Raw genomic sequence first — 25,192 nt, 5'->3', positions numbered from 1 at the left:
TTAATCTGAGCGGATGCAAAATACTCTCGATCTCGCCAGCGACGCCCTGCTCGGGCGTGCCAACATCGATGCCCAACAGCTCGAGGCCACCTTATCGGGCCTGATGGTGCCGGGCGTGGACTATGCAGATCTGTATTTCCAGATCCTGAAAAACGAAAACTGGATGCTCGAGGACAGCGTGGTCCGCAGCGCCGGAGCCTCGACCGCCCAGGGTGTCGGCGTACGCGCGCTGGCCGGGGAACAGACCGGCTTTGCCTATGCCGACGAACTGGCTTTTCCGGCCCTGGCCCAGGCCTCGAAAGCAGCCGCAGCGATCGCTCGCGACGGCAAGAGCGCCCGCATGAACGCGCTGACCCGACGCGATAACGGCCCGGCGGTGCGCTACCAACCGATCGACCCGGCGGCCACGCTGGATGCCGAGGCCAAGGTCGCGCTACTGCATCATGCCGACCAAATCGCCCGCGATGCCGATCCGCGCGTGGTCCGCGTGACCGTGTCGCTGGCCGGCTCGTCGGACACGATGCTGGTGGCCGCCTCGGACGGCACTCTGGCCGGCGACGTGCGGCCGATGGTGCGCTTTAATGTCTCGGTCCAGGTCGAAGACAACGGCATCCGTGAATCGGCCACCGCCGGTGGTGGCGGCCGGCTCGGCTACGATATCTACACCGGCGCCGACGATCTGGTGGCGCAATACGCCCGCGAGGCCGTACGCCGGGCGCTGGTCCGGCTCAAGGCCGAACCGGCGCCGGCTGGTACTCTGCCAGTGGTCATGAGCTCGGGCTGGTCGGGCGTGCTGCTACACGAGGCAGTCGGCCACGGTCTGGAGGGCGATTTCAATCGTCGCAAGGCCTCCAACTATTCCGACAAAGTCGGCCAGCAGGTCGCCTCCGAACTGTGCACCGTAGTCGACGACGGCACCCTCGAAGGCCGGCGCGGCTCACTCGCGATCGACGACGAGGGTACGCCGGCCGCCGCCAATACCTTGATCGAAAACGGCGTGCTGGTCGGCTATATGCAGGACAAGCACAACGCCCGGTTGATGGGCGCAGCCCCGACCGGCAACGCCCGGCGCGAGTCCTATGCGCATACGGTTATGCCACGTATGACCAACACCTATATGCGCGGCGGCGACTCTGACCCGAACGACATCATCGCCTCGGTCGATTCTGGCATCTATGCCGCGCATTTCTCCGGCGGTTCGGTAGACATCACCTCCGGCAACTTCGTGTTTTCCTGCGACGAGGCCTACCGGATCGAAAACGGCCAACTCGGCGCGCCGCTCAAGGGCGTGACCCTGATCGGCAACGGCCCGGACGTAATGAACCGGGTGTCGATGGTCGGCAACGACTGGGCACTGGATACCGGCGTCGGGGTCTGCGGCAAGCACGGCCAGAGCGTACCCGTGGGCGTAGGCCAACCCACGCTCAAGGTCGACTCGATCACCGTCGGCGGCACCGAGCGCGGCTGAACCATCTTGGCCCGTAAACCACGCCAACCACGCCCGCAGCCGAAACACCGGCGCGCCGAGCCGGTCACCAGCCTACGCGTGATCGGGGGGCAGTGGCGCAGCCGGGTGTTGCCGGTCGCGGACCGCCCCGGCCTGCGCCCGACGCCGAACCGGGTCCGCGAGACCCTGTTCAACTGGCTCGCGCCGCGCATCGAAGGCGCGGTCTGTGTCGATCTGTTCGCCGGCACCGGCGCACTGGGCATCGAGGCCTTGTCTCGTGGGGCTGCCCGGGCTGTGTTCGTCGAGCGCGATCGCGCCGCGGCCGCCGCAATCGAAGCTGCTCTGGCCAAGCTCGGCGCCAGCGAGCGGGCGCAGGTGATCGTGGGCGACGCCACCGATGCAGCGCGACGGATCGACGTCGCCAGCGCCGATATCCTGTTCATCGATCCGCCCTTCGATACTGAACTGCACGGGCCTGCCCTGCGCGGTGCGCAGCCGCTGCTGGGCGTGCATTCGCGGCTCTATCTCGAATACCCAGCCGAATCGGCAGCCGCGATCGACGACCAGCTGGCCGCCGACTACGAGATCCTGCGCCAGTCACGCTCGGCGGGCGTGGGCTATTGCCTTGCACGGCGGCGCCCCACGGGCGAGGATAGCCCACCATGAAGGAGCCTAAGTCGATCCGGGCGGCCTATACCGGCACGTTCGACCCGATCACCAACGGTCATGCCGACGTGATCCGGCGCGCCGCCGGCATGTTCAGCGAACTAATCGTCGCGGTGGCCAGCAATTCATCGAAGAAATCGATCTTCGACCACGATGAACGAGTGGAACTGGCCAAGCTGGTGCTGGCCGATGTCGACAACGTGACGGTCATGCCCGCCGACGGACTGGTGGTCGATTTCGCACGCCGCAATGATGTCCGAGTGCTGGTGCGCGGGGTACGTGGTGTAGGCGACTACGAGTACGAAAAACAGATGGCGGTGATGAACCGGCATCTGGCGCCCGAGATCGATACGATCCTGCTCTCCCCCTCGCCCGAATACGCCCATATCTCCTCGACCCTGGTCCGAGAGATCGCATTTCTGGACGGCCGTATCACCGGTCTGGTGCCCAGCGTGGTCGCCGACCGGCTGCACGCCAAGACCGGCAACTAAAGCATACAAAAAAGCCGCCAGCGGCTGCCGGCGGCTTGTCGATCGCATCGCTCACGCAGGCCTTGCGCGACACCGAAACACTCCGATTCCACCTCCGCCGGTGCGCGGCCCTAGGCTATCGAGCGGGTTACCGATCGGAATCGCGTCTATCCGATCGCATGTTCGGCGACAGCGCATACTGCTCGGTAATATCGACCGTGGCCTGGACCGCGGTATCGGCTGGCTGAAAGACCAGTACCTGGATCACCCGATCCGGATAGCTGAAATAGACCCGCTGGGTACTGGCATTGCCTGACATGCTGGTATCGGTATGCACGGCCGGCTTTTTACCCTGGTTGGGCGCCTGGGCGAAAGCCTTGATCAGATTCTGGATCGCCGCCTGGCCATCGGCGCTGCGAAACGAGCCCAGATTACGGGTCACCCGTACCAGACGCCCATTGGCAACGGTGATCGAACCTACCGCATCGGGCTGTCGGGCCCGACCGTTGGGCCCTAACGGCGCGACTTTTGGATACAGGAAATACTGGCCGTCCTGGTCGGCCGGCGAGACGTTGAATTCGGACCGGGCCTCGCCCAGAACCTGATTCCGGGGTTCTCCAAGACGCAGGGTAGTGCCGCCGATCGCGATACCCTGGGCGCCGGACTCGGCGGATACCGGTGATGCCATCAGGACAGTGGCCGAGCCAAGCCCCAACGCCAACAGCCAGGACGCAATCCGATTGAGTCGATCCGGAGACATGCGCTTTACTCCTCGTGTTCGGCGACCCCGCCGAAAAAAGCGCCGGTATCTCGCTCAAGATACCGGCGCTTCGAGGTTACGCTGCGCCGCGCGAGACCGCCAGCAGCATCTGGTTCATCCGGCGCACGAAGGTGGCCGGGTCTTCCAGTTCGCCGCCTTCGGCCAGTACGGCCTGCTCGAACAGCATCTGGGAGAAGGAACTGAACTCTTCCTCACCCTGCTCACCAGCCAGCTTTTCTACCAGCGGGTGGGTGGGATTGATCTCCAGATGCGGCGCCGAGCTGGGCATGGCCTGGCCGGCTTCTTTGAGGATCCGCTCCAGATGGGCCGACATGCCGTTCTCGTCGGCAACTAAGCAGGCCGGGGAGTCGGTCAGGCGATGGGTGACACGCACCTCGTTGACCCGCTCGCCCAAGGCCTGCTTGATGCGCTCAACCAGATCGGAGGACTCTTCCTCGAGCTTCTTCTGCTGCTCTTTTTCTTCCTCGGATTCGGCTTCGCCGAGGTCCAGTGCGCCCTTGGCGACCGAGGAGAATTCCTTGCCTTCGTACTCGGTCATGTGGGCCATGACCCACTCATCGACCCGGTCGGTCAGCAGCAGCACCTCGATGCCCTTCTTCTTGAAGATCTCGAGATGCGGGCTGTGCTTGGCCTCGGCCAGCGTATCCGCGGTGATGTAGTAGATCTTGTCCTGGCCGGGCTGCATGCGGGCGATGTATTCGTCCAGCGACACCCCCGGATCGGCCGACTCGTCGGTGGTGGTCTTGAAGCGCAGCAGTTTGGCGATCCGAGCCTGGTTCTCGTAGTCCTCGACCACGCCTTCCTTTAAGACCGTGCCGAACTCGTTGGAGAAGGTCTTGAACTTCTCCGGATCGTCCTCGTCGTTGGCCATCGACTCGATCAGGCCCAGAACCTTTTTCACCGAGCCGGAGCGAATCTTGTCCAACAGGCGGTTGTTCTGAAGGATCTCGCGCGAGACGTTGAGCGGCAGATCGTTGGAATCGATCACGCCTTTGACGAAGCGCAGATAGCGCGGCATCAGCTTGTCAGCGTCGTCCATAATGAACACGCGCTGCACGTACAGCTTGACGCCATGGGCCTTGCCGTTCGGATCGAACAGATCAAACGGGGCACGCTTGGGAATATACAGCAGGTTGGTATATTCCTGGCTGCCTTCGACCTTGTTATGGGTCCAGGTCAGCGGATCCTCGAAGTCGTTGCAGGAATGCTTGTAGAACTCGGCATAGTCCTCGTTCGACAGGCTCGACTTGGGTTCAGCCCAGAGCGGCGCCCCGCGGTTGACCTGTTCCCAGCCGGCTTCCTTGCCTTCGTTTTCGTCTTCTTCGGACAGCTGCTCGCGCATCTTGATCGGGAAGGCGATATGGTCCGAATAGGTCTTGACCAGATGCCGCAGCCGATGCGGCTCTAGGAATTCTTCCTCGTCGTCACGCAGATGCAGAGTCACGGTGGTGCCGCGCTGGGGCTTGTCGATTTCCTCGAGGGTGTATTCGCCGCCGCCGTCCGAGATCCAGCGCACGCCGGTCGATTCGCCGCCGCGGCGGGTATCGACCACAACCTGGTCGGCCACGATGAACGCCGAATAGAAGCCGACACCGAACTGGCCGATCAGCTTGGCATCCTTTTTCTCGTCACCGGACAGGGAATCCAAAAACGCACGGGTGCCGGACTTGGCGATCGTGCCGATGCGCTCCATGACCTGATCGCGGGTCATACCGATGCCGTTGTCGGAAAACGACACAGTCTTGGCGTTTTTGTCCTGATCGATCCAGATCTGGAGTTCCGAATCGCCTTCGAACAGCGAATCGTTCTTCAGCCCTTCGAAGCGCAGCGTATCCAGCGCATCCGATGCGTTGGAGATCAGCTCGCGGGCAAAGACCTCTTTGTTCGAATACATCGAGTGAATCATCAGCTTCAGAAGCTGCTTCACCTCGGCCTGAAAGCCGTGCTGCTCTGCATTGGCGCCGGCTTGGGTGGCCCCCTGGGTGTTCGTGTTCTCTTCGCTCATGGCGTGTTCGATCGGTGATGGATGACAAATAGGTGCGGCTATGCCGCTTGCCTGCCTTGAATGTGGCCCGCGCGGCCGTTTTTCAAGCGCCCAGCGCTCGGTCGGTGGGGCAGCACGCGCTTTCATGGCATGCTTGGCAGCCGTTCAAGACCAGATTGATCCAAGGGAGACAGCGATGGCCCGAACGCGAGTGGCCGTGATCTGTGGTGGCGCCTCGGCCGAGCACGAAGTCTCGTTGCAATCGGCACGCAATATCGTCGCCGCACTCGATCGCGAACGTTTCGAGGTTCGCGTCATCGGTATCGACAAGGCCGGCGTCTGGCATGCCGCTAAAACCGACGATTTCGTCGACCATGCGGACGATCCGCAACGCATCGCGCTCAAGGCCGAAGCCGCCGCCCTGGCTGTGGTGCCCGGCCGCGATGCCGGCCAGATCATCGCCGCCGAGACCGGCGAGGTGGTCTTCGAGGTCGATGTAGCGTTTCCCATCGTGCACGGGCCGACCGGCGAAGACGGCACCCTGCAGGGCTTGCTGCGAGCCGCCAATATCGCCTGCGTAGGCGCCGGCGTGCTCGGTTCGGCCGCCGCCATGGATAAGGACGTAACCAAACGTCTGCTGCGCGATGCCGGCATCGGCATTGCCCCGTTCCGGGTCATCAAACGGCCTACGGCCGAGCATGTCGACTATGCCCTGCTGGCTGCCGAGCTCGGCAGTCCGTTGTTCGTCAAACCGGCCAATCTCGGCTCCTCAGTCGGGGTCAGCCGGGTGGCGAATGCCGCCGAATTCGATCAGGCGCTGGCCCTGGCGCTGCGCTTCGATCACAAGGTCCTGATCGAATCCGCGGTTGTCGGCCGCGAGATCGAATGTGCCGTGCTCGGCAATGACGACCCGACAGCCAGTACGGTCGGTGAAGTCGTGGTCGCCGACGGCGGCTTCTATGCCTACGACACCAAATACGTCGACGATAGCGCCGACGTCGTCATCCCCGCCGAGCTCGACGCCGCAACGACCGAAGCGGTGCGCGCGGTCGCGCTGGCCACCTATGCCGCGCTCGACTGTTGCGGGCTGGCCCGGGTGGATGTGTTCGTGACCGAAAACGGCGAGGTGATCGTCAACGAGATCAATACCCTGCCCGGTTTCACGCGGATTTCGATGTACCCCAAGCTCTGGGCCGAATCGGGTATTGCCTATCCTGATCTGGTGGCTCGCCTGGTCGAACTGGCGGCCGAACGCCAGGCTGCCGATCGAGCGCTGGCGACCTCGATGTAAAAGCCACTTGCAGAGCGTGCGTGCGGTACGGAAGATGCGCGCTCCATTCCTGCATCGAGCGCGCCCATGGCCTATACCGACGATACCCCGATGAAGGCGCTACTGGCCGGCATGGCAACGGTCGAGCCTGCGGCCTGCCAGGCCTTCGCCCGCCGCCAGCATCGCTCGGGCCATGCCGACGAGCTCGCTGCGGCGGCGGCTTTGATTCACGAACTGGCCTTCAACGTTCAGCTCGATCGTCCCGACGAACTGGTGCGCTGGAAGTATCCGGAATCATTCGAGCCGATCGATACCGATATGCTCGTGCGGCTGTTGCAGGCGGCCTCGGACGACGATCGGGACACCGCCCACGACATCATCGCGGCCGAGTCGTTTACGACCGTTACCGCCTTGTCGAGCATCGCTACCCACCTGCGCCAGTCGATCGAACACATCCAACGCTATGGCGGACAGGCCAGCGATCCGCAGCAGTCGCTGTTCTAGGACCTACCGAGGTTTGGCAGCAGTGCTGCGTAGCGGCTACCGATCGTGTTTGGCAAAACGCGAGTCGCCCTGTTGTCGTCTGCCATAGCCCGGGTTCGCGGCACTGTAGGATGGTCATGGTTTAGACCGGCGACCATTCAAGGGGCCGTTGCTCGCGCGCAACGGCTACCCTCTACGCATTGTCTGGATCGCCCACGGCCATGGGCCACGCCTGGCGCGGCGTTGCAAGACAGCCAGGCGTCGGATGCGCCCGGTATAGGGCCCCCAGCTATGGCCTAGAACCGATAGAACACAGCCAGAACAGCGCGCGCCGAAGCCTCGAGGCCGAGCGGTACGAAGGTCAGCATCAGCAGCCAGTAGCTCAGGGCATCGCCTCGGAGCGCGCCACCCCCGACCAGATCGGCGACACCCCGCCAGATGAGCACAGCACAGAGTGCCATGAGCACGGTATAGAGCGTGACTCTGGGCCGCCCCGCCGGCAGACCGCTGATCGGCAGGCGCATGCATTTTCGGTACGGCATCGCCGCGAATATCTGACCGCGATCCAGTACATAGCCCAGCACTGCAAAGAATGCGATTAGGCTGGTCACGGCCAGCACGATATTCGAAAAACACGCCAGTATCTGCTCGAACGGCAGGATGTAGGCGATCAACAACACCACGACGACACTGCCGATACGTGCCTGCCGACAGAGGCGGCTCGCGCGGGTGTGTTCGTAGGCGGCGGCCATGCCGGCGCAATCGTCCTCGGAGACCAGGCAAACCGGCAGCAAAACCGAGCTACAAACGTAGTTCTTTCCCTGCTGATTGAATACAACCAAGAACATACCGCCCCCTTACAGCTGGCTCGAGGCTCTGCTGACAGACCGTGCCCCGGCTTACGCTGTCGGTTTGTTGTTATGGCATCGTCAACACGACCCGAAACCGAGCCTCATTATCGATCATGCGCTGGTAGGCCGTGTTAACTTCGGATAAGGGATAAGTCTCGATCTGTGTTTTGATATCGCGCAGCGCCGAGAAATTCAGCGTGTCCTCGGAGTCGTGCGGGGCTCCGCTGGGGTGGCCGACGATGCTGCGACGGGCCATCAAAAGCTGGAATGGCGATACTTCGATCGGCTCGGGCGAGGCACCGAGCACGAGCAGCTGTCCGTTCACGCCCAGGCCGTCGATAACCGAGCCCATCAGCTTCGGGTTCGGCGCAGTGGCCACGATCAGCCGTGCCCCGCCCAGTGCCTGCAACGCCTCGACGGCATCCTGGGCCTCGGTATCGATATAGCGGTCCGCGCCCAGCGCCAGCGCCAGATCCTTTTTGTCGGTACCGCGCGACAGGGCTACGGTATGAAAACCCATGGCATGGGCATACTGGAGCGCCAGATGGCCGAGCCCGCCGATGCCTTGGATGGCCACGACATCGCCGGCGACCGCGCCGGTACGACGCATGCCGTTATAGGTGGTGACCCCAGCACACAGCAGCGGCGCGGCTTCTTCCGAGGACAATGTCTCGGGAATCGCAACCAGCGCCTCGGCCGGTGCGATCATGTATTCACCGTAGCCACCGTCGTAGGCAATGCCGCAGATCTGCTGGTTGGCGCAGGTTACGAAATCGCCCGAACGACAGGATTCACAGGAAAAACAGTGGCCGCCGTGCCAGCCGACGCCGACCCGCTGGCCGGCCTGCCAGTGATCGACGTCGTCGCCGAGCGCATCGACGGTGCCAATCACTTCATGGCCGGGCACGCGGGGGTATTCCAGCCCCGGGAAGCCGCCATCGACGACGAAGGCATCGGAATGACAGATGCCGCAGGCCGCCACCCGGATCCGCACCTGGGACGGCCCAGGATCGGGGATACCCCGCGATACGATTTCGAAATCGGCCCCGGCCTTGTTGATCTGAGCCACGCGCATCTGGGTCATGACGATACCGGTCGTTTGGAAAACCAGTTCAAAATTACAAGAAAAGGACGAACGCCACCAACTTTCGAGACAGCCGGCCACAACGCATGCCGCAAGCTGCGATCGCCTGACGTGATATAGGCTGTGCGTCAGCGGCGCACGACGCCGACCTGGCCTGCCCTATCCGAGAACGAGCATGAAGACATTTGTGAACTGGCTGTGTTTCACGGTCTGCATTCTATGCATCATTACTGGCACCACGATTTCGATTCTGGCGATCTGGCACGTGGTCGCCGATCAGGCGTTTCTATGGCGCTCATTGATGACCCTAGCCGTGGTGTTTCTCGCTGCCCTGCTTGCCTTCATGGTCAACAGCATGATGACGCGTGGCGACTCTGACTAGCCGCCCGCCACCGGGATAACACAGCCGGCCTACGTCCGCAGGACTACTGATTCAGGCTTGGCAGGCAAATTGTTAGCGTGCTTGGCCTAGATCACACGCTCCGTCATCCACTTATGTCCGATTACCAGGCATTCATGCACGAGGCCGCATACATTGGCGGCCAATGGATTGAGTCCGGCGCCGAGGAGCGCAACGCCATCCACGACCCAGCTAACGGCGAACTGCTCGGCCATGTGCCGGCACTCGGTGAACAGCAGATGGATTCGGCAATCGAGGCCGCGGTCACGGCCTTCGAGCAATGGCGCCACACCAGCCCCTCGACCCGAGCCGCGAAACTCAAGGCCTGGTACGACGGCATGCAGAACAACCGCGAGGCCCTGGCCCGGCTGATGACCCGCGAACAAGGCAAGCCGATCAACGAAGCCCGCGGCGAAGTCGACTATGCCTCGAGTTTCCTAGACTGGTTCGCCGAAGAAGCACGCCGTGCCGATGGCAAGACCATTCCGGCCGAAGACCCCACCAAGGCTCTCGGCACGATCGAAGAACCGGTGGGCGTGGCCGCGATCATCACGCCCTGGAACTTCCCGCTGGCCATGATCACCCGCAAGGTCGGCGCGGCCGTGGCGGCCGGCTGCACTACCCTGGTCAATCCGGCGACCGAGACCACGTTCTGTGCGCTGGCCTTGGCCGATCTGGCCGAGAAAGCCGGCCTGGACAACGGCGAAGTCAATGTCGTGCCCGGCTCCGGCAAACAGTTCGGAGAGCGGGTCTGCAACGACCACCGGGTACGCGCGCTGTCGTTTACCGGCTCGACCGAGGTCGGGCGCAAACTGCTGGAGCAGAGCGCCGCCACGGTCAAGAACAACGCCATGGAATTGGGCGGCAATGCCCCGCTCATCGTCTGCGAGGATGCCGATCTGGATACAGCCGTGGAGGGCGCGATCGCTGCCAAGTTCCAGACCACCGGCCAGGATTGCATTGCAGCCAACCGAATCTTCGTGCATCGCTCGATGTATGAAGCCTTCGTCGAGCGCTTCGTGGAAAAGATGAATGCCATGCCGGTCGGCCACGGCCTGGACGAGGCCAATGAGATCGGCCCGTTGATCCATGCCGACGCGGTCGACAAGGCCCAGTCGCTGGTCGACGACGCCCGTAACCACGGCGCGCGTATTCTGGGGCGCGACCAGTCACAGGCGCCGGGCGAGAATTTCTTCATGCCCACGGTCGTGGCTGATTTCACGCCCAAGATGCGGGTCGCGGCCGAAGAACAATTCGCTCCGGTCGCCCCGATCACGCCCTTCGACGACGACGCCGCCGTCATTGCCGAGGCCAACGACACGATCTACGGCTTGGCCTCTTATGTCTTCACACCGAACGATGCCCGGATTCGTCAATACATCCGTGGCCTCGATTACGGCATGGTCGGCGTCAACACCATGGATATCACCGGCCCGCATGTGCCCTTCGGCGGCGTGAAGCAGTCGGGCCTCGGCCGCGAAGGCGGGCACGTTGGTATGTCCGAATATCTGGAAACCAAATACTACTGCCTCGGCAACCTACCGGAAGCCTGATACCGGCAAGCGGCAGCCCCTATGGCGCGGCCCTACCCCGGGCCCGGGTCGCACCATAGCTGGGTCGCTCATGGCCGCCCGCGGTAGCCTATACGCCACCGATGGTCCATGGCTGCGCCCGAGCAGTCGGCATAGACTCGAACGATGACCAAACCACAGTGCATCGGTATCGACGGCTGCCCCGCGGGCTGGGTCGCGGCAAGCGCTGCGCACATCGTCGTCGAAGCCGGTCTGGCTGAATTGCTGGCTGCCTTCGCCGTGGTCCCTGGCCGCGATGTCGTGGCGATCGACATCCCGATCGGCCTGGCCGAATTCGGTCGCCGCGAATGTGATGTTCTGGCCCGCCAACGACTTGGCGCCCCACGCCGCAACAGCGTGTTCTGGACCGCGACCCGGGCCGCGATACACAGCCCTAGTGGCGGGCTCGGCCTACGCGAGGCCCAAGCCCGGGCCAGTACAGTGAATACCGAGCACGGCGCCGGCGGAGTATCGGCCCAGGCCTTCAATCTGTTCAACAAGATCCGCGAGGTCGACGCCGTGCTCGGCGCGGACCGCGCCCTGCGACAAAGCATTGTCGAAGTGCATCCGGAGCTTGCCTTTGCCTGCTGGAACGCCGGCTCGACCGGCGGGCTACAGCCCATGCCCTATGCCAAGAAATCGGGCCTGGGCGCCCACGACCGCCTCGAACTCATCTTTGCTCGCTATGGCCGCGCGGCGTTCGAACGGGCCCGCCAACGCCATGCCCCCACCCGGCTGGCCGACGACGATATCGCCGATGCTTATGCGTGTCTGTTCAGTGCCGAGCGGATCGCTGCCGATAGCCATGTCTGCCTGCCCGATGTCCCTGAGACCGATGCGTTGGGATTGCCGATGCGGATATGTTTCTAGGGCGCGTAGTAGCGCGACGCCCGTGAGCGACAACGCTAGGTAGCGGCCCAACAGACCTTGTTTCAAAGGGTTTGGGCCCTCAATCGCACCGGGCTGCGTGAGGCGCCTTGCCAGCCGCGGTCTGGGCGACAACGCGACGTTTGGACGACAACCTCGGCAGGCCCCTAGGTAACCACGGCCGCGCATGGGCCGTTGAATGCGCCTAATCGCCGACAGATACGCGGCCGCGTTTGTGCTCGAATAACGCCGTATCCGGTAGCCTGCCGGATTGATATCCACCAGCACGAGGATGTTCCCGGTGTCGATGCCTGCCTCTACCGATCTGCTTCGAGCCCTGTCGCCCCGGCCAGCCGCGGCCCGAGCTCGATGCCAGCCGTTGTCGCCGATCCATGGGATGGGTTCATGATCGTCGTCGCCGGCAGCGCCAATATCGATCTCGTAGCCCGTGTCGCACATCAGCCTGCCCCGGGCGAAACCCTGATCGCCGATGACTATGCTGTCCATCAGGGCGGCAAGGGAGCCAACCAGGCTGTAGCGGCAACCCGCCTCGGCACGCCGGTGCGTTTCATCGGCGCCATCGGCAACGATGATTTCGGCCGCCAGATACTCGCCGGTTTGACCGCCGAACATATCGATACCCATTCGGTATCCGAGGTCACCGGCAGCAGCGGCCTGGCCCTGATTACCGTGGATACCGCGGGTGAGAACAGCATCGTGGTAGTCCCAGGGGCCAATGGCCAACTCACCGCCGATGCGCCGGCCCTCGACACCGGCTTCGACGGCGCCCGGGTGGCCCTGGTACAGCTGGAAACACCGCCGTCGTTTGTCGACGCGGCTTTGGCCAGCGCACGCGTCCACGGAGCAGAGGTGGTACTGAATGCTGCCCCGGCCGCACCGCTCGAACAATTCGATATGACGAATGTGGACTGGCTGATGGTCAATGCCGGCGAAGCGGCCTTCGTGCTCGGCGAAGCCGAGGGCCATAGCCGGGCCGAGACCGAGGCGCATGCCGCTACCCTGGTCGAACGATACGGCGTGGGCGTGATCGTCACCCTCGGCGGCGACGGGGCGCTATGGACCGAGCCGAACGGTGACGGCGGGCATGTGCCGGGCCGGACTTGTGACGTCGTGGATACCACTGGTGCCGGCGACACCTTTGCCGGCGCCTTCGCCCATGCCCGTGCAGAAAACCTGTCGATACGTGCAGCGATCGAGACTGCCGTGGTCGCCGGGGCCTTGTCCGTGGGCCGGGCCGGCGCCCGCGCGGGCATGCCAACGCAGGCCGAGCTTGCTGCGGCGATCGCCGAATAACACACGCCCGGGTTCGCGGGCATGCCAAACGCCGGGCCTTGTATTGGCTCGGCGTTTGAGTCCAGCCCTAGCAGGCGCTAGCCGGTACCGACCATACCTGCCGCTTCGTCGACGATCTGTTCGAGCGCGGCCGTATCGTGGGCAAAACGACCGAGAAACAGGCCGTCAATCGTGGCACCGAGTTCACTGAGCGTGCCCGGCGCTGCACTGCCACCATAGATAACGCGAGCATCGGCCAACGCCGGACGCTCGGCCAGCCAGGCCTTGATCGCCTGGGCGACGTGCCCAACATGTGTACTGCTGGCTGCTTCGGACTGGCCGATGGCCCAGACCGGTTCATAGGCCACCACAACCGAGGCCGGCTCGCTCACCCAGCCCAGGGCGGACTCGAGCTGCTCGATACAGAAAGCCGCTGCCGCATCGCTATCGCCTGGCTCCTCTTCGCCCACGCACAGCAGGGGAATCAAACCATTGCGCAGGGCAGCCGCGGTCTTGCGTGCCACGATGGCATCGTCTTCGCCAAAGATCGTGCGGCGCTCGGCATGCCCGATCTCAACCGTAGAGCAGCCGATCTGTGCCAGATCGGCACCGCTAACCGCACCGGTATAAGCGCCGCGATCTTCCCAGAACAGATCCTGGGCACCGGCCGCGACCGGCGTATCCTGGCACCGCTCGATGGTCTGGGCCAACGCCGGCATCGACGGCAGCAGCCAAAGCGACACGTCGCCGCGCTGGACGGCGGGATGCCGTTTCGCCAGCGCGGCAACTTGGCCGGCCCAGGTCTGGGTGGCCGCCGGGTCGAGATACATTTTGAGACTGACGGCTAACAACATGGACAGACCGGCCTTGGGATAAAGCGGCTATTGTTGCGCAATCAGGCCGCCGAGTCGCTGTTCTTGGCCTCGTAATCCTCGATTACGGCCACTTTCTTGGCCGACGAGGAGTTTTCGTCGAAGCGATAAGTCAGCCATTCCGAGGCCAGCTTGCGGGCCAGTTCGATACCTACCACGCGCTGGCCAAAGCATAGCACCTGGGCATTGTTGGACTTGATCGCGCGCTCGACCGAAAACCCGTCGTGGGCGGTCACGGCCCGAATGCCCGGCACCTTGTTGGCCGAAATGGCCACGCCGAGACCGGTACCACAAATCAGCAGCGCCCGGTCGGCCTCGCCGGCCGCGACCTTTTCGGCCGCAGCGATAGCAATGGTCGGATACGGCGTCTTGGCGACTTCATCAACGCCCATGTCCTCTACGGAGGCGACATACTCGCTGGCCTCCATATCGGCCTTCAGGGCTTGCTTATACTCGTAGCCGGCGTCATCGCAGCCGATGACGATTCGCAGTTTGTCGCTCATGTTACGTCCTCATGAAGGGATTCCAGGGTGGTCGCGGTGGCTGCCACGATCATGGCAAACGACACCGCGCCGGGGTCGGGATGGCCGACACTCTTGTCGCTGTGGTTCTTGGCCCGGCCCAAACGGGGCTTGAGCTCGGCGGTCGCCTGGGCCGCCTGCTCCGAGGCCTCGGCCGCACGATTCCAGGCTTCGCGCAAATGCGCACCCGATTCGACTTCGGCCGCCAGCGTGTTGGAAAACGGCTTCATCGCATCGAGCATAGTCTTGTCGCCGACTTGCGCCCCACCCAGCCGGGTGATGGCATCGGTGGCATCGGCTACGCCGGCGGCGACCGCCGGGGCCGCGACGCTGTCGCGATCGCCAATTCGGGCGCCTACGCTGCGCAGGCCCAGGCCCCACAGCGCGCCGGAAGTGCCGCCGGCCTCGTTGGCCCAGGCATCGCCAGCTCGTTCTAGGACAGTGCCGGCGCCACAGCCTTTTTCAACCGCGTTGCGGGCCGCAGCCAGCGCGGCATTAGCACCGGTGGCCATGCCGATACCGTGGTCGCCGTCGCCAGAGATCGCATCCAGCTTACCCAGCGCTTCGGCCTCGGCTTCGATCTTGGCCTGAATCGCTTCGATCACGGCCAGCATGCCGGCCGCATCGGCGCGTGATTCTTCGCTGGCCGCCGGAACACTCTCTTCATGGGCCGCCGCATCGTCGCTGTCATTACGCGGCTCGCCTTCCAACGCTACCCCACCTCGACGATAAGCCGGGGTCGTGGCGGGCGCGGTCCAGGCGCGCTCCAGTGCTTCGTCGAGCCAGAACAGGGTCAACGATACACCGGCCATCTCGAAACTGGTGACCAGTTCGCCGACTTCCGGCTGGATCACAGTCAGTCCGGCATGATCGAGGCGTTCAGAGACCCGTTTGTAGAGTACGAACAATTCTTCGTACTTCACCGACCCGAGACCGTTGAGCATTACGCCGACCCGCGGCGAGGCCGCGCGCTGGATACCGCTAGGCCGCTCGTCGAGCAGCCGGTCGACGAGCATATCGCCGAGTTCGGCAGCACTGGGCAGGTCGAGTTCGTCGATGCCCTGCTCACCGTGGATGCCCATGCCGACCCCCATGCGCCCCTTGGGCACGGTGAACAGCGGCTCCTTGGCACCGGGCAGCGTGCACCCGGAAAAAGCCACCCCGAACGACCGGGTCCGATCGTTGGCATGGCTTGCGAATTCGTAGACTTCGTCCAGCGATTTACCTTCGGCCGCAGCCAGTGCCGCAGCTCGGAACACGGTCAGGTCACCGGCGATGCCACGGCGCTCGCTGGCTCGTTCGGCCGGGCCGCTGCAGACGTCGTCAGTCACTGCAAAACAGCGACACGGAATACCTTCGGCTTTCAATCGCTCTTCGGCAATACCGAAGTTGAGCACGTCGCCGGCATAGTTGCCGAACGACAGCAGCACCCCGGCATCGGAGGCCGCGGCCTTGGCCACGGAATAAATCTGCTGGGCCGACGGCGAGGCAAAGACATTGCCCATGGCCGCACCGTGGGCCAATCCCTGGCCGACCAAGCCGGCGAACGCCGGATAGTGGCCCGAGCCGCCGCCGATGACCACGGCAACCTGGCCCGGCGGGGTTCGAGTGGCACGCACCACGCCACCGGGCACGCGGCGCACCAGATCCTTATTGGCGGCGACGAATCCGTCGATGCTTTCATCGACGAAGTCGGCGGAATTGTTCACTAGGTACGTCATGGGGGTCTCCTCATGAAAACGCGCGGGCCGGATCGGCCCGCGCGTTCGTCGGCTCCAGGCCTTGGGTTTACGAGTCGCTCTGCATGCTCTTGAGCGTGAACGGAGCGACCATGTCATCGGCGTTGTCCTGAGTGATCAGGACGCAGTCGAACAGCTGCTTTTCCTTGTCGACGCCCGTGTTGCCGTTCTTGATGTACTGATCGGCTTCTTGCACCGCTTTTTTCGAGAACACGGCCACCGGCTGCAGCACGGTATAGGCCAGCTCGCCCGACTTGACCGCATCCACGGCATCCGGGGAACCGTCGAAGCCACCGACCGTGATGCCCTTGAGCTTGCCGGCTTCCTTAAGGGCCGCGATCGCGCCCAGCGCCATTTCATCGTTGCCGCTGATCACGCCGTCGATGTTCGGGTTGGCCTGCAGCATGCCCTGCATTTTGTCGTGGCCCTGGGTGCGATCCCAGTTAGCGACCTGCGAAGCCACCTTCTTCAGGTTCGGATACTGGGACAGCACCGTGCGATAGCCGTTGGAACGGGTAGCCGCGTTGTTGTCCGAAGGCGCGCCCTTGAGCTCGACGTACTTGGCATCGTCACCGACGGCCTGTACCCACTGCTGGGCACCGAGGGCCGCACCCTGGGCGTTGTTGGACACCAGCTGGGCCTTGGCCAAGCCTTTCTGGTTGATCTCGGCGTTGACCAAGAACACCGGGATGCCGGCCTGCACGGCTTTCTTGACCGAGCCGATCGATCCATCGGCGTTGGCCGGGTCGAGGATGATCGCCGCCGAGTGGTTGGTGATCGCGGTATCGACCAGGTTGCGCTCGGTGTTGGTATCGCCCTTGTGCGCAGCTACGTTGGCCTTGTAGCCCAACGAGCGGGCTTCGGTCGCTGCGACCTGGCCTTCGGTACGCCAGTACGGATTAGACGGGTCGTTGACGATGATACTGATCAGCTTGCCATTACCACCGGAATCGGCGGCCACGGCCGTGGACAGACCGGTAAAGGACGCGGCGGCAACCATCGCCGCGGCTGCCATGATTATTGTTCTGCGTAGCATTCTTTGCATCTCCTTTCGCTTAGGTAACACACCACCGCATTAGCCGGCGGTTTTCTGAGGAACCTGTTGTTGGGTATCGCCGGACTTGGTCTGGCCCGGGTCGCCGGTCTTGGCGGCCGGCGTGCCATTGCTGGGCGTGGATTTGGATTTCTTCTTGGCGCCGCCGCGGTAGTCGATCGAGTTGAGCAACACCGCCAGCACGATCACGGCCCCGGTGAACACCATCTGCCAGTAGGCGGATACGCCCACAATGACCAGCCCGTCCGACAGAAAACCGATCACGAACGCGCCCAGCAACGTGCCGCGCACATTGCCGATGCCGCCGGTGAGTGCGGCTCCGCCGATCACCACGGTGGCGATCGCAGTCAGTTCGTAGGTGGTACCCGCGGTCGGTCCGGCCGAGGTCAGCTCGGAGGACAACACCAGCCCGGCGATGCCGGCACAGACGCCCGACAGCACATACACCGAGATCTTGACCCGCTTGACCGGCACGCCCGACAACCGTGCGGCCCGTTCGTTGCCGCCCGAGGCATACAGCCAGCGGCCGAAGGCGGTCTTGTTGAGCACCACGCTCATAATCAGGGCAACGCCGATCATGACCAGTACGCCGACCGGAATATTGAGCAGGCGATTGAAACCGAGCCAATCAAAGCCGGTATTGCCCAGAGCTTCCTTGCCGCCGAGGTTGTTGTAGGTCAGGCCATTGGTGATCAGCAGCGCGATGCCGCGCACGGCATACAGCGAACCCAGGGTGGCCACGAACGGCGGCACCTTGAAGCGCGCGATCAGGATGCCGTTGACCAGCCCGACCAGTCCGCCGACGCCGCAGACCAGGATCACGATCACCCAGATCGGCGGATACAGGGTCACCCCCAGCGGCGCGAGTTCGACGCCGTGGATGAAAAAGCCGGCCATGACCCCGCACAACCCCAGCGTCGAGCCGACCGACAGATCGATGCCGCCGTTCAGGATCACCAGCAGCATGCCGAGTCCCAGCAGGCCATAGATGGCCACATGCGAGGACATGGTCAGCAGGTTGCCGACCGTAAGGTAATTCGGCGAAAGATAGGAAAAGACCAGAATGATCGCGATCAGGCCAAAGAAAGCCCGGCCTTCGAGCAGCAGCCCGACCGGATCGAAGCCGCCCGAGAACAGCCCGCCCTTGCTTTTCGTAGTGGTCTCAGCGCGTGTATCGCTCATGATTGTTATTCCTGCTCGTTAAGGCTTACGCGGCCACGGACTCGCCCGAGGCGGCCATGATCTGTTCCTTGGAAACGTCCGGCCCGAATTCGGCCACAATGCGGCCGCGGCTCATGACGATGATGCGATGGGCGATCGACAGGCACTCGTTGACCTCGGAGGTCGAGTAGACGACGCCCAGCCCTTGCTTGGCGCGCTCGGCCAGCAGCTTGAACACCTCGGCCTTGGCACCGATGTCGATGCCGCGGCTCGGCTCGTCGAGCAGAATCACCCGTGGGTCGGTGGTCACCATCTTGCCGATCACCACTTTCTGCTGGTTGCCGCCGGACAGCGAGCCGATCATCGCGCTCGGGCCGTCGGTCTTGACGTGCACGTCGCGGATCGAATCGTCGACCAGACCGCTTTCGCTGGAGTTGGACAGGAACAGGTTCTTGACGAAAGCGCCGATGCTGGCCAGCGATAGATTGCGGCCAACAGTCATGGTCTGAACCAGGCCGTCGCGCTGGCGATCCTCGGGCACCAGAACCAGCCCAGCGGCGATGCGCTGGGCGATATCGAGATGGGTGATATCGCGACCTTCCAGCATCACCTTGCCGCTGCTGGTGTGCGAGGCACCAGCCAGGGCTTCGAGCAACTCGGTGCGCCCGGCCCCCATCAAGCCGTAGATGCACACGATCTCACCGGCCCGGACATCCAGCGACAGCTGGTCCACGGCGGCCCGCTCGGGGTTCGATTCGTCGAGCACGGTCAGCGACTGCACGGACAACGCCGCATCGCCGAACTCGTAACCGCTCGGCGGCGAGCCGAGGTCGAAGTTCTCGCCGACCATATTGCGCACGATCCAGGCCAGATCGATATCGGCCCGTTCGGCCTTGGCGGTCATGCTGCCGTCGCGCAGCACCACGGCGTGGTCGGTGATCTCTAGCGCTTCTTCCAGATGATGGGAGATATACACGATCGCTACGCCGCGCGAAGTCAGATCGCGGATCACCTTGAACAGCACCTCGACCTCGCTGGCCGACAGTGCCGAGGTGGGTTCGTCCATGATCAGGATGCGAGCATCCACCGACAGCGCGCGGGCGATTTCCACGATCTGCTGCTGGCCGACCCGGAGGTCGCCGACCTTGGTCAGCGGATCGATATCCTCTTCCAGCTCGGCCATCAACGCGGCGGCCTGGCGGGCTTCTTCGGCATAGTCGACGCTGCCGTTACGGATCAGTTCGCGGCCCATGAAGATGTTGTCGCGCACCGATAGATTCGGCGCCAGCGACAACTCCTGATGGATGATCGAGATCCGGCGGTGCTGGGCCTCGACCGTCGAGGCAAAGGTGACCGGCTCACCGTCGAGGATGAGCTGGCCGTCGGTCGGCTGCTCGACGCCGGACAGGATCTTCATCAGAGTCGATTTGCCGGCACCGTTCTCACCGAACAGCGTGGTCACCGTGCCCGAATAGATATCGAAATCCACGCCCTTGAGGGCGCGTACGCCGCCGTAGTGCTTGACGACGTTACGGGCCGAGAGTACCGGCGCGTCGTTGGGCGTTGCCTGTGTGGTGTCGTTCATCGCTGCCCCGCTCATTGCTGGACACTGAATCGAACCGGCGTCACCAGCCAGTTGTTCGGATTGATCAGCTGGAAGGCACCGACCACCGTGACTTTCTTGCCCGATAGATTGTCGCGATCCAGACCGGAAAGCTCCTGTTTTTTCATCGCGTTGTTAATCGCGGCCGCAGCGTTCTGATATTCGATCTGGTTCTTGAAGTCGCCAAACTCGATATTGCCTACGCCGTCTCGCAGCACCGTGCCATTGATGGCCGGGCCGGTTTGCACGCGAATCGTCAGATCGTCGGCGACATCGGGCACCTTGACGTTGTATATGCCCGAGGTGCCTTCGCCGAGCGTGCCGGTGAACTTGACCGCCATGATCGGCGCGATATCGGTCGGCACGCCGTATTTCTCGACCGCGGCCTGCTTATCTTCGTTGATCGCCTTGACCAGCGCCGGGGCCGGCGCAGCGCGCTGTTCGATCGCCTTCTGGACCTTCGGGAACTCAGTTTCGCCGTATTGCTCGGGCGAGAACTGGTTCGAGGCAGCCCCGACTTCGGAACCGATCGGCACGACGGTGGTGTCCAGGCCCATGACCACCAACAGAACCACGACCGCGGCCGCGCCGATCCCACGCTTGAGATTGGCCGACATCTTGGCCCCGCCGGAGCGTTGTGAACTGGTGGTCGCACTCATGATCGGCTCCCTGCCCTGGCAGCGTAGTGGTTAGTATCGATGAAGCTACGCGGCACATCGCGCAGCGCCTGTGTCTGGCTGGTCATGCTCTCCTCCCGGATGCCGAACCCCGCGGTCCGGACACCGTTCCGGCAGCCGATCGGTCCACCCTGTAACGCGATGGGCGACCGGCTATCGGACTGTCCCGTGTTGCCTCATAGCAACTCTGGACGCCGCCCCGTTTGTACGGCCCAGCGGCCTCCAGCACGGAGCGAAACCCGTGCTGTGAACAAATCGATCAGTTGTGCGGATCGATCGCGACCTTCATCGAGGATTCGCCACGCTCCATGACTTCGAGCGCTTCGTGGAACTTCGACATCGGATAGGTATGGGTGACCACACCGCGTAGATCGAGCTTGCGGGTGGCGACGAAATCGATCGCCCGCGGATAGGTATAGGGCCCGAGATGGGAGCCCAGAACATCCAGTTCCTTGCGGTCGCTGATGATCGACCAGTCGAGGGTGACCTCGGAGCCGAACACCGAGAATTCGACGAACCGGCCCAGCTTGCGCAGCATGTGGATGCCCTGGTTCACCGCCTTGTGGAAGCCGGTGGCCTCGATATAGATATCGCAGCCGTAGCCATCGGTGATCGACTTGATCTTCTCGATCACATCTTCCTCGGCTGGGTTCCAAACTTCATGGGCACCCAGCTGCTTGGCGAACTTGGCCCGCTCTGGCTTGAGATCCAGCACGATCAGTTTCTTCGGATTGGACAGCGCGACCTGACCGATGATGCCCAGACCCAAGGTGCCGGCGCCGGCGACCACGACTACATCGTCAGGCGTAACCTGGGCCCGGTCGGCAGCATGCAGCGAACAGGCCAGCGGCTCGACCAGCACGGCCTCATCGGCCGGCACATGATCGGGCACGTGATGCACGATGCCTTCCTTGGTGAAGATCATGTACTGGGCGAAGGCGCCGTTGACGTTGCTCTGGAAGCCGTACAGGTCGTGCTTTTCGCACATCCAGTACTGGCCACGGTTGCAGTAGCGGCAATCCCAGCAGGGCACGATCTGCTCGGAGATCACGCGATCACCGATCTTGACGTTCTTGGCCTCGCCGGCGCCTTCGCCGAGTGCGACCACATGGCAGACGAACTCGTGGCCCGGAATCATCGGCGGCTTGACGTAGCGCGGCTGGGTATCGTCGCCCCAGAACGACGGCGCACCGTGATAGACCTTCACATCCGACATGCAGATGCCGACCAGTTCTACCCGGCACAGGATTTCTCCCGGGCCCGGGGTCGGCACCTCGACTTCTTCCAGCCGGTAATCACCCGGCGCATAGCAGACCACGGCCTGCATGGTCTTGGGGATCTCGCCGAGCTGGGCGGCACTTTCGGGGCGGTCGATAACATCGGACATGGCGGGCGACTCCTCAATCATGGGTTCTCGGGCCGATGGCGATACCGCGTCGGCCGAGTGATCGCGATCGGAGACCGTCGGCGGCCCAACCGTTCCGAACGGCCCCCGAATCGCGCTGCCTGCCGATGAACATGTGATCACCGACAGTTCATTTGTTTAACTGCGATTGATAGTATGCCCGCCCCCCTGCCCGGTCAACGCAGAAACGGCCTTTAGACATATAGACTTTGGTCGACCCCTATTCGGCCGTAAGAGATCGCGAATAATGGTTTAAGCCGACGCTGTGAAGGCTTACAGTTCATGTGCAGCGCCGGCCGGCATAGGATCAATGTCTAGTGCATGTGATCGCAAGCCGATCATATGATCGGCCTTCGTGGCGTCATGATTCCCCCGGGCGACTTCCAGCCCGTGCTTTAACAAAGACGAACTCTATGTCTCCCGATGAACTCACAGAGCTGGCCAAGCTCTACCACATAGACGGGCTGACCCAAGAAGAACTGGCCACCCGCTTCGACATCTCCCGGGTCAAGGTCGGACGGCTGCTCAAGCGCGCGGTCCGGGAAGGCATCGTAGAGATCTGTGTACGCCTCCAGCACCCACCGGACAAGACCGCAGCACTCGAGAAAGCGCTGATCGAACGCTTCGGCATTCGCCGGGCGATCATCTCGGTCGACCACAAAGACCCGGAACGCCAGCGCGAACTACTGGCCGGGCTGGTAGCGCGCTATCTCGACCAGACCCTGACCGATACCAGCGTGGTCGCGGTGGGCATGGGCCGCAACGTAAGCGCGATACCGGAGCACGTGGTCTCGAGCCAGCGCCGCCACTGCAGCTTCATCTGTGCAATCGGCGGCTCTTACCGGGGCGGCGAAGCGATGAACGCCGACCAGATCTGTCGCCAGCTGGCGATGCGCTTTGGCGGCGAGAGCGTCACCCTTTATGCCCCGGCCATCGTCTCCGACCAGGCAATCCGCGACGCCCTGCTCAGCAACGATACGGTGCGACAGTCGCTCAACCAGGCCCGGCATGCCGACGTGGCCGTAGTCGGCGTGGGCGACATCCTTGAAGACAGCAACATGGTGCGCATGGGCTGGTTCACCAGCGAAGAGATCACCAGGGTCCGTGAACTCGGCGTGGTCGGCGACATCATGGGCTACGACTTCATCGATATCGACGGCAATCTGGCCGAAACGCCGCTGGTCGGCCGCGTGATTGGGCTGACCATCGATCATCTACGGCACATACCGGAGGTGATCGCCACCGCCAGCGAGCCGACCAAGGTCACCGGCATTCTCGGCGCGTTGCGCACCGGCACCATCGATACTCTGGCCACGACCCAGTCGATCGCCCAGACCGTGCTCAACCTCGCCCAGGCCACCGACGGGACGCCGCGCTCGCCACGCCCACAGGTACCGCTAGAACGCCCCAACGCCTAGGTACGGCCCAGAACCTGGCACGTCTTCGCGGCGAACCCGCACCCAGCGTTGTTGGGCAACAGGACGAGCCGGGCGGCCACGCCGGATTGCCGGCGTATCGCCAATCCACGGGCCATGGCCTTTCGACTCGGGCCGTCCACGGGCCGCGCCATGGGCGGCCTGCGACGATTCGTACCGGCAGAATACAATTTGGGGCGGCCACACAACACTCGGCGCGCGCCCTAAACCAGCGCCGACATGCCCCACCAGGGCGCGGAGCTGAAAATCAGCCGAACAGCTGGCCGAAGATGCGGAAGCCGGCCACGTAGGTCCCGACCGCCGAGCCGAGGGTCGAAAACAAAAACACCAGCAGCGTGCGCGAGACCCGGTTACGCCACCAGCCGCGCAGACTGGTCACATCCGACTTGAGGGTCGAAAAATCCCCGACTCGAGGCTTGCGTAGCCACAGCTCGGCGGCGGCCGTAACCATGCCGGCGCCGATGGTCGGATTCAGCGAGGTAATCGGCGCCGCGACGAAGGCGGTGACGATCGTGAGCGGATGCGCGAGTGCGACCAACGCCCCCAGCGCCGATAGAACGCCGTTGATGAGCACCCACTCCAGCACCATCTGCTGGCCCAGCCCGGTGCTGCGCGAAAAGCCGAGCGCGAAGCCGGCCACAATGACCGCAACCACGACCCAGGGAATCCATTTCACCCAGCGGGCCCCGCTGGGCACCGTATCGAGCTTGGCCACGCGTTCGGCCGGGGCGTCCATACCGGCTTCCAGATAGCCTGCCAGCCCTTTCAGATGCCCGGCCCCGACCACCACCAGCATAGTGCCTGGCGTCTCGGCCTGCTCCAGCAGCTTGGCGGCCATGTACTGGTCGCGCTCGTCGATCAATGCGCCGTGCATATGCTCGGACTGGGCAGCGAACTCATTGAAGGTGGCCTCGAGCATGTCGCCTTCCTTCAACTGCTCGATATCCTCTTCCTTGATCTTGTCTGACGACACCAGGCTGGCCGCCAGTCCGGCCAACACCGTGGCGCGCTGCCACCACGGGATACCGCGATAGACCCGCTTGAGCGTGATGCCGATATTGCGATCGATCAGCGTCAGCGGCGTATGCCGTGCCTCGGCGGCCGCGATCGCGGCACGCATTTCGGCACCGGGCTCGATGCCGAACTGATCGGCCAAACGCTGCTGGTAGGCCCCGAGCGCCAGATTGGCGGCAACCATGCCAGCCTGGCCGTTCTTGATTACCGCGAACAGATCCATCTCCGCCATTTCGGACTGGCGAGTCAGCGCCGCATGTCGCGCATCGCAAAGCTCGATGGCGACCTGGTCGTAGTCGCCGGACTCGATCTCGGCGCGTACTTCGTCGGCACTGGCTTTGGAGACATGGGCCGTGCCCAGCAACACAAAACGCCGCGTACCACGGGTCACGATACGGCGCGGTCCGGCTTCGACCGTGGACTCGGGCGCGGTCTGATTCGACGACTCAGACATAGAAAAGATCACCGGCAATGAAGCGTCGCGGCCCGCTGGCCGCAGCAAGCGCCCGATTGTCGCCGCTGCAGCGTTTGTCGTCCATGTCT

The 25,192-nt window shown here is 63.5% G+C and carries 23 protein-coding genes; 10 read left to right on the top strand and 13 right to left on the bottom strand.

Features of this window, described 5'->3' with window-relative positions:
* Window positions 1-13 precede the first annotated feature (13 nt).
* From tldD to coaD, 3 genes are read left to right on the top strand one after another with little or no spacing between them, the layout of a single operon-like run.
* Complete coding sequence (tldD, locus tag V5738_RS02695) at window positions 14-1,468, top strand: metalloprotease TldD (RefSeq protein WP_423822865.1); 1,455 nt, start codon at window positions 14-16, stop codon at window positions 1,466-1,468.
* A gap of 6 nt (window positions 1,469-1,474) precedes the next feature.
* Window positions 1,475-2,113 (top strand): 16S rRNA (guanine(966)-N(2))-methyltransferase RsmD, encoded by a 639-nt coding sequence (gene rsmD / locus V5738_RS02690; protein ID WP_423822864.1) that lies wholly within the window; start codon window positions 1,475-1,477, stop codon window positions 2,111-2,113.
* Entirely contained in the window at window positions 2,110-2,604 is a 495-nt protein-coding gene (coaD, locus tag V5738_RS02685) for a pantetheine-phosphate adenylyltransferase (RefSeq protein WP_423822863.1), read from the top strand. Before rsmD ends, coaD begins: the two co-directional genes overlap by 4 nt.
* 127 nt (window positions 2,605-2,731) lie before the next feature.
* Here the strand turns inward: coaD and V5738_RS02680 are convergent, their stop codons facing one another.
* On the bottom strand, window positions 2,732-3,343 hold the full coding sequence (locus tag V5738_RS02680; RefSeq protein WP_423822862.1) for a hypothetical protein: 612 nt from the start codon (window positions 3,341-3,343) through the stop codon (window positions 2,732-2,734).
* Between the two features lie 76 nt (window positions 3,344-3,419).
* Window positions 3,420-5,369, bottom strand: a complete 1,950-nt coding sequence (gene htpG / locus V5738_RS02675; RefSeq protein ID WP_423822861.1) for a molecular chaperone HtpG — start codon at window positions 5,367-5,369, stop codon at window positions 3,420-3,422.
* Window positions 5,370-5,544: 175 nt separating this feature from the next.
* Here htpG and ddlA point away from each other — a divergent pair, with 175 nt between their 5' ends.
* Window positions 5,545-6,639, top strand: coding sequence for a D-alanine--D-alanine ligase (gene ddlA, locus V5738_RS02670; protein ID WP_423822860.1), 1,095 nt, complete (start codon window positions 5,545-5,547; stop codon window positions 6,637-6,639).
* 66 nt (window positions 6,640-6,705) lie between these two features.
* The gene (locus V5738_RS02665) at window positions 6,706-7,122 is read left to right on the top strand and encodes a hypothetical protein (protein WP_423822859.1); all 417 of its coding nucleotides are present in this window, start codon (window positions 6,706-6,708) and stop codon (window positions 7,120-7,122) included.
* A gap of 275 nt (window positions 7,123-7,397) precedes the next feature.
* On the opposite strand, the gene V5738_RS02660 is transcribed toward V5738_RS02665, so the two are convergent.
* On the bottom strand, window positions 7,398-7,949 hold the full coding sequence (locus tag V5738_RS02660) for a hypothetical protein (protein WP_423822858.1): 552 nt from the start codon (window positions 7,947-7,949) through the stop codon (window positions 7,398-7,400).
* A 70-nt stretch (window positions 7,950-8,019) separates the two neighbouring features.
* The gene (locus V5738_RS02655) at window positions 8,020-9,036 is read right to left on the bottom strand and encodes an alcohol dehydrogenase (RefSeq protein ID WP_423822857.1); all 1,017 of its coding nucleotides are present in this window, start codon (window positions 9,034-9,036) and stop codon (window positions 8,020-8,022) included.
* Between the two features lie 175 nt (window positions 9,037-9,211).
* Between V5738_RS02655 and V5738_RS02650 the strand changes: the two genes are divergently transcribed.
* The 4 genes from V5738_RS02650 to V5738_RS02635 all read left to right on the top strand — a co-directional run bounded on the left by V5738_RS02650 (window position 9,212) and on the right by V5738_RS02635 (window position 13,188).
* On the top strand, window positions 9,212-9,418 hold the full coding sequence (locus V5738_RS02650; RefSeq protein ID WP_423822856.1) for a hypothetical protein: 207 nt from the start codon (window positions 9,212-9,214) through the stop codon (window positions 9,416-9,418).
* Window positions 9,419-9,531: 113 nt separating this feature from the next.
* Window positions 9,532-10,989 carry an NAD-dependent succinate-semialdehyde dehydrogenase gene (locus V5738_RS02645; protein ID WP_423822855.1) on the top strand — a complete coding sequence of 486 codons (1,458 nt, stop codon included), beginning with the start codon at window positions 9,532-9,534 and terminating at the stop codon, window positions 10,987-10,989.
* Between the two features lie 144 nt (window positions 10,990-11,133).
* Window positions 11,134-11,877, top strand: a complete 744-nt coding sequence (locus V5738_RS02640) for a DUF429 domain-containing protein (RefSeq protein WP_423822854.1) — start codon at window positions 11,134-11,136, stop codon at window positions 11,875-11,877.
* A gap of 402 nt (window positions 11,878-12,279) precedes the next feature.
* Window positions 12,280-13,188, top strand: a complete 909-nt coding sequence (locus V5738_RS02635) for a ribokinase (RefSeq protein WP_423822853.1) — start codon at window positions 12,280-12,282, stop codon at window positions 13,186-13,188.
* A 77-nt stretch (window positions 13,189-13,265) separates the two neighbouring features.
* Here V5738_RS02635 and V5738_RS02630 read toward each other — a convergent pair whose 3' ends face one another.
* From V5738_RS02630 to V5738_RS02595, 8 genes are all read right to left on the bottom strand, one after another.
* Window positions 13,266-14,021: a triose-phosphate isomerase family protein gene (locus V5738_RS02630; protein ID WP_423822852.1), complete on the bottom strand. Its 756-nt coding sequence runs from the start codon at window positions 14,019-14,021 to the stop codon at window positions 13,266-13,268.
* A 41-nt stretch (window positions 14,022-14,062) separates the two neighbouring features.
* Window positions 14,063-14,542 (bottom strand): ribose-5-phosphate isomerase, encoded by a 480-nt coding sequence (locus V5738_RS02625; RefSeq protein WP_423822851.1) that lies wholly within the window; start codon window positions 14,540-14,542, stop codon window positions 14,063-14,065.
* Entirely contained in the window at window positions 14,539-16,281 is a 1,743-nt protein-coding gene (locus V5738_RS02620; RefSeq protein WP_423822850.1) for a dihydroxyacetone kinase family protein, read from the bottom strand. The genes V5738_RS02625 and V5738_RS02620 overlap by 4 nt, the downstream gene beginning before the upstream one ends.
* A gap of 67 nt (window positions 16,282-16,348) precedes the next feature.
* Window positions 16,349-17,335, bottom strand: a complete 987-nt coding sequence (locus V5738_RS02615) for a D-ribose ABC transporter substrate-binding protein (RefSeq protein WP_423822849.1) — start codon at window positions 17,333-17,335, stop codon at window positions 16,349-16,351.
* Window positions 17,336-17,374: 39 nt separating this feature from the next.
* A complete protein-coding gene (locus V5738_RS02610; protein ID WP_423822848.1) occupies window positions 17,375-18,535 on the bottom strand; it encodes an ABC transporter permease in 1,161 nt (386 codons plus the stop codon).
* Window positions 18,536-18,560: 25 nt separating this feature from the next.
* Window positions 18,561-20,099 (bottom strand): sugar ABC transporter ATP-binding protein, encoded by a 1,539-nt coding sequence (locus tag V5738_RS02605; protein ID WP_423822847.1) that lies wholly within the window; start codon window positions 20,097-20,099, stop codon window positions 18,561-18,563.
* Between the two features lie 11 nt (window positions 20,100-20,110).
* Window positions 20,111-20,776, bottom strand: a complete 666-nt coding sequence (locus tag V5738_RS02600; RefSeq protein ID WP_423822846.1) for a DUF2291 family protein — start codon at window positions 20,774-20,776, stop codon at window positions 20,111-20,113.
* Between the two features lie 277 nt (window positions 20,777-21,053).
* Window positions 21,054-22,181, bottom strand: coding sequence for an alcohol dehydrogenase catalytic domain-containing protein (locus V5738_RS02595; protein ID WP_423822845.1), 1,128 nt, complete (start codon window positions 22,179-22,181; stop codon window positions 21,054-21,056).
* Between the two features lie 431 nt (window positions 22,182-22,612).
* Here V5738_RS02595 and V5738_RS02590 point away from each other — a divergent pair, with 431 nt between their 5' ends.
* Entirely contained in the window at window positions 22,613-23,617 is a 1,005-nt protein-coding gene (locus V5738_RS02590) for a sugar-binding transcriptional regulator (protein ID WP_423822844.1), read from the top strand.
* 265 nt (window positions 23,618-23,882) lie between these two features.
* On the opposite strand, the gene V5738_RS02585 is transcribed toward V5738_RS02590, so the two are convergent.
* Window positions 23,883-25,103: a TraB/GumN family protein gene (locus tag V5738_RS02585; protein ID WP_423822843.1), complete on the bottom strand. Its 1,221-nt coding sequence runs from the start codon at window positions 25,101-25,103 to the stop codon at window positions 23,883-23,885.
* Window positions 25,104-25,192: the final 89 nt, after the last annotated feature.

Origin of the sequence: Salinisphaera sp. SPP-AMP-43, assembly GCF_049568105.1 — a bacterium.
In the GTDB taxonomy this organism is placed as follows: Bacteria; Pseudomonadota; Gammaproteobacteria; order Nevskiales; family Salinisphaeraceae; genus Salinisphaera.
The sequence above is the reverse complement of the archived record's forward strand: the minus strand, read 5'-3'. Positions and strand labels throughout refer to the sequence as shown.

What these genes read in the sequence shown, in the direction of transcription:
- V5738_RS02680 (WP_423822862.1), bottom strand. Translation starts at nt 3,343, where the DNA reads ATGTCTCCGGATCGACTCAATCGGATTGCGTCCTGGCTGTTGGCGTTG.
- V5738_RS02630 (WP_423822852.1), bottom strand. Translation starts at nt 14,021, where the DNA reads ATGTTGTTAGCCGTCAGTCTCAAAATGTATCTCGACCCGGCGGCCACC.
- V5738_RS02625 (WP_423822851.1), bottom strand. Translation starts at nt 14,542, where the DNA reads ATGAGCGACAAACTGCGAATCGTCATCGGCTGCGATGACGCCGGCTAC.
- V5738_RS02585 (WP_423822843.1), bottom strand. Translation starts at nt 25,103, where the DNA reads ATGTCTGAGTCGTCGAATCAGACCGCGCCCGAGTCCACGGTCGAAGCC.
- V5738_RS02590 (WP_423822844.1), top strand. Translation starts at nt 22,613, where the DNA reads ATGTCTCCCGATGAACTCACAGAGCTGGCCAAGCTCTACCACATAGAC.
- V5738_RS02620 (WP_423822850.1), bottom strand. Translation starts at nt 16,281, where the DNA reads ATGACGTACCTAGTGAACAATTCCGCCGACTTCGTCGATGAAAGCATC.
- htpG (WP_423822861.1), bottom strand. Translation starts at nt 5,369, where the DNA reads ATGAGCGAAGAGAACACGAACACCCAGGGGGCCACCCAAGCCGGCGCC.
- V5738_RS02595 (WP_423822845.1), bottom strand. Translation starts at nt 22,181, where the DNA reads ATGTCCGATGTTATCGACCGCCCCGAAAGTGCCGCCCAGCTCGGCGAG.
- V5738_RS02635 (WP_423822853.1), top strand. Translation starts at nt 12,280, where the DNA reads ATGATCGTCGTCGCCGGCAGCGCCAATATCGATCTCGTAGCCCGTGTC.
- V5738_RS02660 (WP_423822858.1), bottom strand. Translation starts at nt 7,949, where the DNA reads ATGTTCTTGGTTGTATTCAATCAGCAGGGAAAGAACTACGTTTGTAGC.
- V5738_RS02605 (WP_423822847.1), bottom strand. Translation starts at nt 20,099, where the DNA reads ATGAACGACACCACACAGGCAACGCCCAACGACGCGCCGGTACTCTCG.
- V5738_RS02655 (WP_423822857.1), bottom strand. Translation starts at nt 9,036, where the DNA reads ATGACCCAGATGCGCGTGGCTCAGATCAACAAGGCCGGGGCCGATTTC.
- coaD (WP_423822863.1), top strand. Translation starts at nt 2,110, where the DNA reads ATGAAGGAGCCTAAGTCGATCCGGGCGGCCTATACCGGCACGTTCGAC.
- V5738_RS02600 (WP_423822846.1), bottom strand. Translation starts at nt 20,776, where the DNA reads ATGAGTGCGACCACCAGTTCACAACGCTCCGGCGGGGCCAAGATGTCG.
- tldD (WP_423822865.1), top strand. Translation starts at nt 14, where the DNA reads ATGCAAAATACTCTCGATCTCGCCAGCGACGCCCTGCTCGGGCGTGCC.
- V5738_RS02640 (WP_423822854.1), top strand. Translation starts at nt 11,134, where the DNA reads ATGACCAAACCACAGTGCATCGGTATCGACGGCTGCCCCGCGGGCTGG.
- V5738_RS02665 (WP_423822859.1), top strand. Translation starts at nt 6,706, where the DNA reads ATGGCCTATACCGACGATACCCCGATGAAGGCGCTACTGGCCGGCATG.
- ddlA (WP_423822860.1), top strand. Translation starts at nt 5,545, where the DNA reads ATGGCCCGAACGCGAGTGGCCGTGATCTGTGGTGGCGCCTCGGCCGAG.
- V5738_RS02615 (WP_423822849.1), bottom strand. Translation starts at nt 17,335, where the DNA reads ATGCTACGCAGAACAATAATCATGGCAGCCGCGGCGATGGTTGCCGCC.
- V5738_RS02610 (WP_423822848.1), bottom strand. Translation starts at nt 18,535, where the DNA reads ATGAGCGATACACGCGCTGAGACCACTACGAAAAGCAAGGGCGGGCTG.
- V5738_RS02645 (WP_423822855.1), top strand. Translation starts at nt 9,532, where the DNA reads ATGTCCGATTACCAGGCATTCATGCACGAGGCCGCATACATTGGCGGC.
- V5738_RS02650 (WP_423822856.1), top strand. Translation starts at nt 9,212, where the DNA reads ATGAAGACATTTGTGAACTGGCTGTGTTTCACGGTCTGCATTCTATGC.